General features: G+C 60.4%; 10 protein-coding genes. 8 read left to right on the plus strand and 2 right to left on the minus strand.

The window, feature by feature from the left end:
- The first annotated feature begins 196 nt into the window (after nucleotides 1-196).
- The 5 genes from trxB to infA all read left to right on the plus strand — a co-directional run bounded on the left by trxB (nucleotide 197) and on the right by infA (nucleotide 6,221).
- Entirely contained in the window at nucleotides 197-1,165 is a 969-nt protein-coding gene (gene trxB, locus SANT_RS13490) for a thioredoxin-disulfide reductase (RefSeq protein ID WP_025422818.1), read from the plus strand.
- A gap of 451 nt (nucleotides 1,166-1,616) precedes the next feature.
- Nucleotides 1,617-3,380 carry a heme ABC transporter permease/ATP-binding protein CydD gene (gene cydD, locus SANT_RS13495; protein ID WP_025422819.1) on the plus strand — a complete coding sequence of 588 codons (1,764 nt, stop codon included), beginning with the start codon at nucleotides 1,617-1,619 and terminating at the stop codon, nucleotides 3,378-3,380.
- 2 nt (nucleotides 3,381-3,382) lie between these two features.
- Entirely contained in the window at nucleotides 3,383-5,176 is a 1,794-nt protein-coding gene (cydC, locus tag SANT_RS13500; RefSeq protein WP_025422820.1) for a heme ABC transporter ATP-binding protein/permease CydC, read from the plus strand.
- An 11-nt stretch (nucleotides 5,177-5,187) separates the two neighbouring features.
- A complete protein-coding gene (gene aat / locus SANT_RS13505) occupies nucleotides 5,188-5,910 on the plus strand; it encodes a leucyl/phenylalanyl-tRNA--protein transferase (protein WP_025422821.1) in 723 nt (240 codons plus the stop codon).
- 92 nt (nucleotides 5,911-6,002) lie between these two features.
- Nucleotides 6,003-6,221 (plus strand): translation initiation factor IF-1, encoded by a 219-nt coding sequence (infA, locus tag SANT_RS13510; protein WP_002211347.1) that lies wholly within the window; start codon nucleotides 6,003-6,005, stop codon nucleotides 6,219-6,221.
- A gap of 425 nt (nucleotides 6,222-6,646) precedes the next feature.
- Here infA and clpA read toward each other — a convergent pair whose 3' ends face one another.
- Both clpA and clpS read right to left on the minus strand, forming a co-directional pair.
- Entirely contained in the window at nucleotides 6,647-8,920 is a 2,274-nt protein-coding gene (clpA, locus tag SANT_RS13515) for an ATP-dependent Clp protease ATP-binding subunit ClpA (RefSeq protein WP_025422822.1), read from the minus strand.
- Nucleotides 8,921-8,947: 27 nt separating this feature from the next.
- Nucleotides 8,948-9,268 carry an ATP-dependent Clp protease adapter ClpS gene (gene clpS, locus SANT_RS13520; protein WP_025245344.1) on the minus strand — a complete coding sequence of 107 codons (321 nt, stop codon included), beginning with the start codon at nucleotides 9,266-9,268 and terminating at the stop codon, nucleotides 8,948-8,950.
- Between the two features lie 317 nt (nucleotides 9,269-9,585).
- On the opposite strand from clpS, the gene cspD reads away from it, so the two are divergent.
- The 3 genes from cspD (at nucleotide 9,586) to poxB (ending at nucleotide 12,846) form a co-directional block, all read left to right on the plus strand.
- On the plus strand, nucleotides 9,586-9,807 hold the full coding sequence (gene cspD, locus SANT_RS13525; protein ID WP_025245343.1) for a cold shock-like protein CspD: 222 nt from the start codon (nucleotides 9,586-9,588) through the stop codon (nucleotides 9,805-9,807).
- Nucleotides 9,808-10,090: 283 nt separating this feature from the next.
- A complete protein-coding gene (locus SANT_RS13530) occupies nucleotides 10,091-11,002 on the plus strand; it encodes a lysine exporter LysO family protein (protein WP_025422823.1) in 912 nt (303 codons plus the stop codon).
- Between the two features lie 122 nt (nucleotides 11,003-11,124).
- Nucleotides 11,125-12,846, plus strand: coding sequence for a ubiquinone-dependent pyruvate dehydrogenase (poxB, locus tag SANT_RS13535; RefSeq protein WP_025422824.1), 1,722 nt, complete (start codon nucleotides 11,125-11,127; stop codon nucleotides 12,844-12,846).
- The last annotated feature ends 9 nt before the right edge of the window (nucleotides 12,847-12,855 follow it).

A 12,855-nucleotide genomic window follows, 5' to 3' on the forward strand; every position in this document is an offset into this window, starting at 1 on the left:
ACAACATACCGATTGTTAGCGACAACCTTCGCCACAGGGCGGGTTTAGCGGGGTTTTTTCCCCGATTATGCCCTGCTGGCGGCATCGATAGCCGCGATTAATTGGAAAAATCGTTAACTACTTTTTGCATCCTTTTTTAACTCTGGTAATTTTCTTACAATGCCCTGGTTATTGAGGCGATGACAACGAGGAAAACATGTCTACGGTGAAACACAGTAAATTACTCATATTGGGTTCAGGGCCGGCGGGCTATACCGCCGCGGTCTATGCCGCACGCGCCAATCTGAATCCGGTTTTAATCACCGGTATGGAGCAAGGCGGGCAGCTGACCACCACCACCGAGGTGGAAAACTGGCCGGGCGACCCCGAAGGGTTGACCGGGCCGCTGTTGATGGAGCGCATGTACGCCCACGCCACAAAATTCAACACGGAAATCATTTTCGACCACATTACCCAGGTGGATCTGCACAACCGTCCGTTCCGCCTGGTCGGCGACAGCGGCGAATACACCTGCGATGCGCTTATTATCGCCACCGGCGCCTCCGCGCGCTATCTGGGCCTGCCGTCCGAGGAAGCCTATAAAGGGAAAGGGGTGTCCGCCTGCGCCACCTGCGATGGTTTCTTTTACCGCAACCAGAAAGTGGCGGTGGTCGGCGGCGGCAATACCGCCGTGGAGGAAGCCCTGTATCTGGCCAATATCGCCGAAGAGGTGCATTTAATCCACCGCCGCGATACCTTCCGTTCGGAAAAGATCCTCATCGACCGGCTGATGGATAAAGTCAATAATGGCAATATCGTCCTGCATACCAACCGGACGCTGGAAGAGGTGTTGGGTGACGAAATGGGCGTCACCGGCGTGCGGCTGAAAGAAGTGGCCGGCACTGCTCATGAAGATTTGGCGGTCGCCGGGGTCTTTATCGCTATCGGCCACAGCCCCAATACCGCCATTTTCGGCTCGCAGCTGGCGTTGCAAAACGGTTATTTGCGCGTGCAGTCCGGGATTAACGGCAACGCGACCGCCACCTCGATTCCGGGCGTTTTCGCGGCCGGCGACGTCATGGACCATAACTACCGCCAGGCGATTACCTCCGCCGGGACCGGCTGTATGGCGGCGCTGGACGCCGAACGTTATCTCGACGGTCTGGCGCAGGCCGGCTCACTCTAACGTGCAACGTCTGTGTGCGGCAGGGCGAGTGGCGCATGCGATGGCCGCCTCGCTCAGCAGGGCGGCCTCGGCCGCCTTTTCTTTATCTTTGCCTGGGTGGAGGAACACGCCTACGCTCGGCCGCCGACCGCACGCGTCCGTACTCTCTCCTGTGCGTTGCATGCGCCAAGGCGCAATAAGCGGGTCCGGGCGCTCATCTTCACGGCCGCTTGGCGCGCGCCGGCGCAACCCTCGGTGGCGCGTTAAGATTATCCGAGCGCTCCCCCCCTCCGTCGACCGCGGCGCAGCCTGAAGGCCCCATCCGCGCTAATTGCCCGGCAATGATTTTCACCTCGCGCGCAACAGGGTAAGATGTCGGCGCACCGGCAAGCTTCAGGTCATTCCGGTCTCGCTTCCCGGCATGGGATTTCCAATGTTAACGCTTGCCGCTCCGGCTGGAAACTGACGTTCAATGAATAAGAATCGACAACACATCCTGGTACGCTGGCTCAATTCGCAAAGTCAGCGGGTGAACCGCTGGCTGCGCCTTTCCATGCTGCTCGGCCTGCTAAGCGCCTTAATTATCGTTGCCCAGGCCTGGGCACTGGCCGCCCTGCTACAGGCATTGATCATGGAGAATATCCCGCGCGCCAGCCTGACCGGCCACTTTGTGGTTCTGGCGGCGTTATTCGCGCTGCGCGCGGCGGTCAACTACGTTCGTGAGCGGGTAGGCTTTATCGCCGGCAGCGTGCTGCGCCGCCAAATCCGCGCTCAGGTGCTGGATCGCCTCGAGCGGCTGGGGCCGGCCTGGATCCGCGGTAAACCCGCCGGTAGCTGGAGCAGCATGCTGCTGGAACAAATCGAGGATATGCACGACTACTACGCCCGCTATTTACCGCAAATGACGCTATCGGTACTGGTACCGTTAATGATCCTCATCGTGGTATTTCCCCTCAATTGGGCCGCCGGGCTGATTCTGTTTTTGACCGCGCCGCTCATTCCACTGTTCATGGCGTTGGTGGGCATGGGCGCCGCTGACGCCAACCGGCGCAACTTTCTGGCGCTGGCGCGCCTGTCGGGGTATTTCCTCGACCGGCTGCGCGGGCTGGAAACCCTGCGGCTGTTTTTTCGCGCCGAGGCGGAAACGGAGGATATCCGCCGCGCCACCGAGGCCTTCCGTCAGCGCACCATGGAAGTCTTGCGGCTGGCGTTCCTGTCGTCCGGCGTATTGGAATTCTTCGCCTCGATATCCATCGCCGTCGCGGCGGTGTATTTCGGCTTCTCCTACCTGGGCGAGCTGCATTTCGGCAGTTACGGCACCGGCGTCACGCTGTTCGCCGGCTTTTTGGTGTTGATCCTGGCGCCGGAATTTTTCCAACCCTTGCGCGATCTGGGCACCTTTTATCACGCTAAAGCCCAGGCGGTGGGCGCCGCGGAATCGCTGGTTTCTTTTTTGGAACACGACGACGCAAGCCAGGGCGCCGGCCAGGAAACGCCTGCCGCGGGGGCGGTCGGTTTACTCGCCCGCGATCTGTGGGTGCTGGCACCGGACGGAAGCGAGCTCGCCGGGCCGCTGAATTTTTCCCTCGCGGCGGGCCAGCGGGTGGCTATCGTTGGCGCCAGCGGCGCGGGCAAGAGCTCGCTGCTCGGCGTGCTCCTGGGGTTCTTGCCCTACCGCGGCTCGCTGCAGGTTAACGGCCTGGAGCTGCGTGCGCTATCGCCGCGCCTGTGGCGTGAACGGTTAAGCTGGGTCAGTCAGAGCCCGGCGCTGCCGGCGGCGACCCTGCGCGACAATGTTCTGCTCGGCGCCCCGACGGCGACGGCCTCGCAGTTGGCGCAGGCGCTGGAGGAGGCCTATGTGACGGAGTTCCTTGCGGGGCTGCCGGACGGCCTGGACAGCGCCGTCGGCGAAGATGCCGGTCTTCTGTCCGTGGGCCAGGCGCAGCGTGTCGCCCTGGCGCGCGCGTTAATCCGCGCCCCGGGGCTGCTGTTGCTGGATGAACCCACCGCCAGCCTCGACGTCCACAGCGAACGGCTGGTTATGCGCGCGCTGGACAGCGCCACGCGTCGCCAAACCACGCTGCTGGTCACGCATCAGCTACAGGCCATAGCGGATTACGACGCCGTGTGGGTGATGGCCGGCGGTATCATCGCACAACAGGGCCGCTATGCCGACCTGGCCGCCTGCGACGGGCCGCTGGCAGATTTGATTGCTTCCCGAGCACAGGAGCTGTAACCATGCGCGCCTTACTGCCCTATTTGACCCTCTATCGCCGCCATGGCGGCCAACTTGCCCTTGGCGTTGCGCTCGCTATCGTCACGTTGCTGGCCAGCATTGGTCTGCTGACCCTCTCCGGCTGGTTCCTCGCCGGCGCGGCGACGGCGGGCGCCGCCGGCCTCTACAGCTTCAACTACATGCTGCCCGCCGCCGGCGTGCGCGGCGCGGCGATTACCCGCACCGCCGGCCGCTGGGCGGAGCGGGTGGTCAGCCACGACGCCACCTTCCGCGTGCTGCAGCATTTACGGCTTTATACCTTCAGCCGTATTCTTCCCCTTTCTCCCGGTGCGATTGCCCGCTTCCGCCAGGCGGAACTGCTTAATCGGCTGGTGGCGGATGTGGATACGCTGGATCATCTTTATCTGCGGGTGATCTCTCCGCTGGCGGGGGCGCTGGTGGTAACGGTTGCGGTGACGGCCGGCCTATGTCTGCTGGACCCGCGATCGGGCCTGGCGCTCGGCGCGGTAATGCTGGTGATTCTGGCGCTGTTCCCGCCGCTGTTTTACCGCGCCGGCAGGCCGGTGGGCGAAGCGCTGACCGCACTACGCGCCGAATACCGCCTGCGGCTGAATGCCTGGCTTTCCGGCAACGCCGAACTCACGCTGTACGGCGCCGCCGAGCGCTACCGCCAACAATTGGAGGCCACTGAGCAACGCTGGCAAGGGCATCAGCGCCGCCAGAGCGGCCTGGGCGCCGGCGCGCAAAGTTTGCTGCTGCTGCTGACCGGCTTGACGTTAACGCTGGTGCTATGGCTCGCCGCCGGCGGCGTGGGCGGCGATGGATCGTCCGGTCCTCTCATTGCGCTGTTCGCCTTCGCCACGCTCGCGGCCTTTGAAGCGCTGGGTCCGGTGGCTGGCGCGTTTCAACATCTGGGGCAGGTGATGGCCGCCGCCGCGCGTCTCAACGTGGTCATCAATCAGTCGCCAGAAGTGGTTTTCCCCGCCGCCGGCCCTGCGCCGGCCGCGAGCGTCGCCCTCAGCGCCAGCCGGGTGCGGTTTCGCTATCCAGGGCAGGCGGCGCCCGCCATCGATGAGCTGTCGCTGACGGTTGCCGCCGGCGAGCATATCGCCCTCCTCGGCCATACCGGTAGCGGGAAATCCACTTTGCTGCAATTATTGACCCGCGCCTGGGATCCCGAGGAGGGTGATATCGCGCTCAACGGCGTGCCGCTGCGGGAGTGGAGCGAAAGCGCGCTACGCGCGATGACCGCCGTGGTGCCGCAGCGCGTGCATATATTCAGCGCGACATTGCGCGATAATCTTCGCCTGGCGGCGCAGGACGCCGACGATGAACAACTGTGCGCGGTAGTGCGGCAGGTCGGCCTGGAGAAGCTACTGGCGGGCGAGGGATTGAACGCTTGGCTTGGCGAGGGCGGCCGCGCGCTCTCCGGCGGCGAACAACGCCGTATGGGCATCGCCCGCGCGCTGCTGCACGCCGCGCCGCTATGGCTGCTTGACGAGCCAACCGAGGGGCTGGATGCCGTCACCGAGCAGCAGATACTGCAATTGTTGACCACGCTCGGCCAGGGACGGACGGTTATCATCGTCACCCATCGGCTGCGGGGATTGGAACGTTTAGATCGTATTTGTATTATGGATCGCGGTAGCCTGATTGAACAAGGTAGCCATCAGGCGCTGATGGCGCAGCGCGGGCGCTATTATCACTATCACCGGCCGCTAGAGAGAGAGGCGACGGAGGATAGCCGACGCCCGTCGGTCTCGCCACGCCGATTGTATTCAGACGGATTGGAGTAATTAACGGCAGCATGCGACTTTACCGGCTTTCACCCGATTCTGTGCATTTTCCACCGCCGCAGACGGCGCTTAGCGAGCCCAACGGCCTGCTGGCCTTCGGCGGCGATTTGTCGCCACAGCGGCTGCTGGCGGCCTATCGGCAGGGGATTTTCCCTTGGTATTCCCCTGGCGACGCCATTTTGTGGTGGTCGCCGGATCCGCGCGCGGTGCTGTTTCCCCATGAGTTCCATCAAAGCCGCAGTTTTAGCCGCTTCGTTCGCCGCTGCCGCTGGCGCGTCACGTTGAATCAGGCGTTCGCCGAGGTGGTCTCCGCCTGCGCCGAACGCGGTGCGGAGGGAAGCTGGATCGGTAGCGAAGTCGAAATCGCCTATAGTCATCTGCATCAGCTCGGCCACGCCCACTCGATCGAGGTGTGGGACGATGAGACGCTGGTCGGCGGCCTGTATGGCGTAGCGCAGGGGGCGCTGTTTTTCGGCGAGTCGATGTTTAGCCGACGGCCGAACGCATCAAAATTGGCGCTGGGGTGTTTTTGCCGTTATTTTATGCATCAGGGCGGAAAAATGGTAGACTGCCAAGTATTGAACTCGCATACCGCATCGCTCGGGGCGCATAATATTGCGCGCGGCGATTTTCTGGCTATGCTTACGCAATTACTACCTTTATCGCTGGCGGCCGGCTGCTGGCAACCGCAAACCCTCTTTACCGTCCTTCCTGATTCTGAAAGCGGCAGATGATGCGGCTTTCTTCATCATTTCTTTACATAATGAGGGTTTTTCGGCATTATCTTGCCGGTTAAAAACTATGGTATTCACACCTAGAGGATTCGATGGCCAAAGAAGACAATATTGAAATGCAAGGCACCGTACTGGACACGCTGCCTAACACCATGTTCCGCGTGGAATTGGAAAACGGACATGTGGTGACCGCACATATCTCCGGTAAAATGCGCAAGAACTACATCCGTATCCTGACGGGCGACAAAGTCACCGTTGAGCTGACCCCGTACGATCTGAGCAAAGGCCGCATTGTCTTCCGCAGCCGCTGAGATTATCTGAGCGCGTTGCCCGGCCGGTTCCGGTGACGATTATCCTCGGCATGATGCGCGATAATTCCCCCTGCCGCGACGCCGGTGAGTATTTCTACCCGCCATAACGGCTGAAGAAGGCGATGACCCCAGCACCGGCTATCCGGCTGCGCTATCCGGGCTATCGCCCCTCTCCGGCTTGAGGGCGTGTGCCGCCCCGTTTTCCCCCTGACGCACGGCTTACCCGCCGAGCCGGTATTCCGCCTGAGCTGCTGTTTCGTTCGCCCCCGGCATCTTCCTGCATCCCCTTATGCATCGCGCCCTATAGCGCCACCGCGTTGCCACGGCCAACGCGCAGCAGATTGCGCGCTCCCGCGGGCGCTGGCATAAAAAAAGGCGATACCCTAAGGTATCGCCCTGCGTAGCTCCTGCTCAACCGCCGGGAGTTAGTGCACCGCCCCTTCGGCCTTACGTTTTTGCGCGCTGAGGAACTGGTATTTGAGCGTTTGGCTCTCTTTGTCCAGTTCCACCCGCACCGAGCCGCCATCCACCAGCGAACCAAACAACAGCTCGTTGGCCAACGGTTTTTTCAGGTTCTCCTGCATGACGCGGGCCATCGGACGGGCGCCCATGGCTTTGTCGTAGCCTTTGTCGCTGAGCCAGTTGCGCGCGTCGTCGCTGACTTCCAGCGAAACGCCCTTGGCATCCAGCTGCGCCTGAAGCTCGACGATAAATTTGTCGACCACCTGCTGGATAACCTCGGTAGAGAGATGGTTAAACCAAATCACATTATCAAGACGGTTGCGGAATTCCGGCGTAAACACCTTCTTTATCTCCGACATGGCGTCCGTGCTGTTATCCTGCTGAATCAGCCCTATCGACTGGCGCTGGGTTTCCTGCACGCCGGCGTTGGTGGTCATCACCAGTATCACATTGCGGAAATCCGCCTTGCGGCCGTTATTGTCGGTCAGCGTACCGTTGTCCATCACCTGTAACAGCAGATTGAAAACGTCCGGATGGGCCTTCTCGATTTCATCAAGCAGCAGCACGGAATGGGGATGCTTCAATACAGCATCGGTCAACAGGCCGCCCTGATCGTAGCCGACATAGCCGGGAGGCGCGCCAATCAGGCGGCTGACGGTGTGTCGCTCCATATATTCAGACATGTCGAAGCGCAGCAGCTCAATATCCAGCGCTTTGGCCAACTGCACCGTCACCTCGGTTTTACCGACGCCCGTGGGACCGGCAAACAGGAAAGATCCCACCGGTTTATGCTCCTGCCCCAGCCCGGCGCGGCTCATTTTGATCGCCTCGGTCAGCACCTCGATGGCTTTGTCCTGACCAAAAACCAGCATCTTCAGCCGGTCACCCAGATTTTTCAGCACGTCGCGATCGCTCGCTGAAACCGTTTTCTCCGGAATACGGGCGATGCGCGCCACTACCGACTCGATATCCGCCACGTTGACGGTCTTTTTACGCTTGCTGACAGGCATCAGCCGACTACGCGCGCCCGCCTCATCGATGACATCGATAGCTTTGTCCGGCAAATGGCGGTCGTTAATGTATTTCACCGCCAGCTCCACCGCTGCCCTCACCGCCTTGGCGGTATAGCGCACATCGTGGTGGGCTTCATATTTGGTTTTCAGCCCGGTCAGGATCTGCACCGTTTCCTCCACCGTCGGTTCCGTAATGTCTATCTTCTGGAAACGACGCGCCAGGGCGCGATCTTTTTCAAAAATATTGCTGAATTCCTGGTAGGTGGTGGAGCCCATCACGCGGATTTTGCCGCTGGAGAGCAACGGTTTAATCAGGTTAGCGGCATCCACCTGCCCCCCTGAAGCCGCACCGGCGCCGATGATTGTGTGGATTTCATCGATAAACAGAATGCTGTTCTGGTCCTGCTCAAGCTGTTTGAGCAGCGCCTTGAACCGTTTCTCGAAATCGCCGCGGTACTTGGTGCCGGCCAGCAGCGAACCGATATCCAGGGAGTAAATGGTGCAATCGGCGATCACCTCGGGCACTTCGCCGCGCACGATCCGCCAGGCCAGCCCTTCCGCGATGGCGGTTTTACCCACCCCAGATTCGCCCACCAGCAGCGGGTTGTTTTTCCGACGGCGGCACAGGACCTGAATGGCGCGTTCCAGCTCACGATCGCGGCCAATCAGCGGGTCGATGCCGCCGACGCGCGCCAGTTGATTAAGGTTGGTGGTGAAGTTTTCCATACGCTCCTCCCCGCCTGACTGCTCTTCGTTGACCGGCGTTTCAGGCCCGGGTGCCTGCGTCTCGTCTTTACGCGTACCGTGGGAGATAAAATTCACCACATCCAGCCGGCTGACGTCATGCTTGCGCAGCAAATAGGCCGCCTGGGATTCCTGCTCGCTGAAAATCGCCACCAGCACGTTGGCGCCGGACACTTCGCTACGCCCGGACGACTGGACATGGAACACCGCGCGCTGCAATACGCGCTGAAAACTGAGCGTGGGCTGCGTTTCGCGCTCTTCATCACTAGCGGGTAAGGTCGGTGTGGTTTGTTCGATAAAGGCTTCCAATTCCTGGCGCAGGGCCACCAGATCGACCGTGCACGCCTCCAGCGCTTCACGCGCCGCAGGGTTGCTGAGCAGGGCAAGCAGCAAATGTTCCACGGTCATAAATTCATGCCGGTGCTCACGCGCTCTGGCGAAAGCCATGTTTAAACTGAGTTCCAGTTCTTGATTGAGCATTGGCACCTCCCCAAATAGATTGCCCTTTCAGGCTTTTTCCAGCGTACAAAGCAACGGATGCTCGTTTTCCCGGGCGTAGCGGTTGACGTGAACCGCCTTGGTTTCCGCGACCTCAGCGGTATAGATACCGCAAACGGCCTTTCCCTGATAATGCACCCTAAGCATCAGTTGCGTTGCACGTTCAACATCATAAGAAAAGAACTTTTGCAATACGTCAATAACAAATTCCATTGGAGTATAGTCGTCATTGATAAGTATGACTTTATACATAGACGGGGGTTGTACCGCATCTTTCACCTGTTCTTCAGCTAGATGGCGCTCATCCAGCCTGTCGCTTGTCTTACCCATCGTGTTGTTCCAACGCTAAATCATCACCGCTGCGCTAGAGCAGCCCCTTTCTTTCATCTTACCATTGGATAATCAAAATAGCCGCCGGCGGCGTCAGGATTTTGTCCGGGTGTGCCGGCAACCGTCCGGAAAAAACGGGTTAAAGCGTTAACTGCTTCAAAGTTTGATAATGTCGTCAGCCAACTCTTTAGCCTTCGCTTGATCTCTTATCGCTATCCTCTAGAGTGTAGAGGCATAAGCGGATGCGGGTAATCAGCCGCTTACGACGTCAACTATCCTCATCACATAAAAGCTTCGGTTGCGAGGGATGTAGAAACATGGAGACGGGTAAAGTTAAATGGTTCAATAACGCCAAAGGTTTTGGTTTTATCTGCCCGGAAAACGGCGGCGAGGATATCTTTGCGCACTATTCAACGATCCAGATGGACGGTTACCGGACGCTGAAAGCGGGGCAAGTCGTCAGATTCGAGGTTCATCAGGGGCCCAAAGGGAACCATGCGAGCCTGATTGTGCCTGTTGAAGCCGAGACTGTTGCCTAATAACGCGCCTCGCAATTAAAGGTGTCACCGCATGAAATGCCAGCCTGACGCTGGCATTTTTTTGCCGCTTGCGCCTGCATACTATCAAGTTATAACACTTTTCTTTTACGACGCAAGTTTAATTATGCGATAAATCCCCCGGCGCGGCGCCATCGCCGCCGCCTTATGGCCCTCGTGGAGGGTGAGGTGTTTTTTCCACAGCGCTGCCCTTTACAGCGCCGGCGCTTTTCGCTAGCGTGTGGCGGTCCGTCGCCTCGCGGCGTCATAAGGAAGTGGTCCGTTCATGTATGCCAGTCTGTTGCTCATTCTCGTCCCGCTGATTATCGGCTATCTGCTGCCCCGTCCGCCCGTCCGCTGGCTACAGGCCGTGAACCGCGCTTTAAGCGCCATGGTGTACGTTATCCTGTTTTTGATGGGCATCAGCCTGGCGTTTTTACCCAATCTCGCCAGCAACCTGCTGCGGATCGGCATGATTACCGCCGTCAGCGCCTTATGTATTCTGGCGATGAATGCGCTGGCGCTGGCAGTGCTGGAAAAACTCCTGCCCTGGCCCGCCGCCGCCGCTCTCGCGCCGCCGCCCTCACGCTGGCGCATGGTTCTCGACTCGCTCAAGCTTTGCGCCGTGGTGGTCGCCGGCTTCGCGCTCGGTCTCACGCATTGGTCCGGGTTCAGCCTAGCGACCCAGGCCAGCGAGCTGCTGCTGATCCTGTTGCTGTGGCTGGTGGGCATCCAGCTGCGCAACAGCGGCATGACGCTCAGACAGATCATCCTCAACCGCCGCGGATTGCTGGTGGCGCTGGTGGTCGCGCTAAGCGCCCTGGCCGGCGGCGCCCTGGCCGCCATGCTGCTGGGGCTGCCGTTGACCACCGGGCTGGCTCTTGCGTCCGCCTATGGCTGGTATTCGCTATCGGGTATTCTGATGACCGATGCATTCGGGCCGGTTATCGGCAGCGCGGCGTTTTTCAACGACCTGCTGCGTGAACTGCTGGCGATTATGCTGATCCCGCTGCTGATACGACGCCGACGCCATACGGCGCTTGGATTGTGCGGCGCCACCTCGATGGATTTTACCTTGCCGGTGCTGCAGCGCAGCGGCGGGATGGAAATCGTGCCCGCGGCGATCGTACAGGGCTTTTTGCTCAGTTTGTTGGCGCCGGTCCTCATCGCCCTGTTTTCGGTGCACGCCAGCGGCTAAGCGGCCGCGGGCACCATGCCGCGCGGTCATATTGGCTTACCCCATGCCGTCGATAAGGTCTACCCTATAACCAGACGGCCGCCCAGCACGGTGCTGCCGCGACATTCTCTGCGGAGGTAGGCATGAAATACACTGTGGCGGCAATGATTGCCCACACGCTCGAACGGGCGGGGGTGAAGCGAATTTGGGGTGTCACCGGCGATTCGCTTAATGGTCTGAGCGACAGCCTTAACCGAATGGGTACGATAGCGTGGCAGGGCACGCGTCATGAAGAGGTCGCCGCGTTTGCGGCCGGCGCCGAAGCGCACGTGACCGGCGAGTTGGCGGTGTGCGCCGGCTCCTGCGGTCCCGGTAACCTGCATCTTATCAACGGGTTATTCGACTGCCACCGCAACCAAGTTCCGGTTTTGGCTATCGCCGCCCATATTCCCTCCAGTGAAATCGGCAGCGGCTATTTCCAGGAGACGCATCCCGAGTCGCTGTTCCGTGAGTGCAGCCACTACTGCGAATTGGTGTCCAATCCGGAACAACTGCCGCAAATACTGGGCATCGCCATGCGCAAAGCCATTATCGATCGGGGCGTATCGGTGATTGTCCTGCCCGGCGATGTCGCGCTCAAGCCGGCGCCGGAAGGGCAACGGCCTGACTGGTACTCCCCGCGCGCGCCGCTGGCGGTGCCCCCGGTGGACGAACTCTCGAAGCTTGCCGCCCTGCTCAACGAGGCCGAAAATGTCACCCTGATGTGCGGCAGCGGCTGCGCTGGCGCCCATGATGAGGTCGTGGCGCTGGCCCAGCAGTTAAAAGCGCCGGTGGTGCATGCCCTGCGCGGTAAGGAACATCTTGAGTGGGACAATCCGTATGATGTGGGCATGACCGGCCTTATCGGTTTTTCGTCCGGTTATCAGGCGATGATGAATGCCGATACGTTGGTGCTACTGGGAACCCGCTTTCCGTATCGCGCCTTTTACCCTCAAGATGCCCGCATTATCCAGATCGATATCGCGCCGGGCAGCCTGGGCGCCCATTGTAAGCTGGACATGGCGCTGCTGGGGGATATCAAGTCCACCCTGGCGGTGCTGTTGCCGCGGCTGCGCGAGAAAACCGATCGGACGTTTCTCGATAAGGCGCTGGCGCACTACCGCGACACCCGCCGCGATCTGGATGCGCTGGCCCAGCCCAGCGGGGAGAAAGCGATCCATCCGCAATACGTCGCGCGCGAAATCAGCCGGCTGGCGTCCCAGGACGCCGTGTTTACCTGTGATGTGGGAACGCCGACGGTGTGGGCAGCCCGCTATTTGACGATGAACGGCCGCCGCCGGCTGCTGGGATCGTTCAATCACGGCTCAATGGCCAACGCCCTGCCGCAGGCGCTGGGCGCGCAGGCCGCCTGTCCCGGTCGGCAGGTGGTGGCGCTGTGCGGCGACGGCGGCTTTACCATGCTGATGGGGGATTTTTTGTCGTTGGCGCAGATGAAATTGCCGGTGAAAATCGTTATCTTCAATAATAGTGTGCTGGGTTTTGTTGCGATGGAAATGAAAGCTGGCGGCTATCTAACCGACGGCACCGATCTGCAAAACCCCGACTTCGCCGCCATCGCCCGCGCCGCGGGCATCAAAGGTCTGCGGGTGGAAAAATCCGCTGCGCTACCCGCCGCGCTGACGGAGGCGTTTGATCATGACGGTCCGGTGGTGGTGGACGTGGTCACCGCCAAAGAAGAGCTGGCGATGCCGCCGCAAATTAAGTTTGAACAAGCCAAAGGCTTCAGTCTGTATATGCTGCGCGCCATCATCAACGGCCGTGGCGATGAGATTGTGGCGCTCGCCAAAACCAACTGGCTGCGTTAAGCGCCGGCC

The organism is Sodalis praecaptivus (assembly GCF_000517425.1).
GTDB lineage: Bacteria > Pseudomonadota > Gammaproteobacteria > Enterobacterales > Enterobacteriaceae > Sodalis_A > Sodalis_A praecaptivus.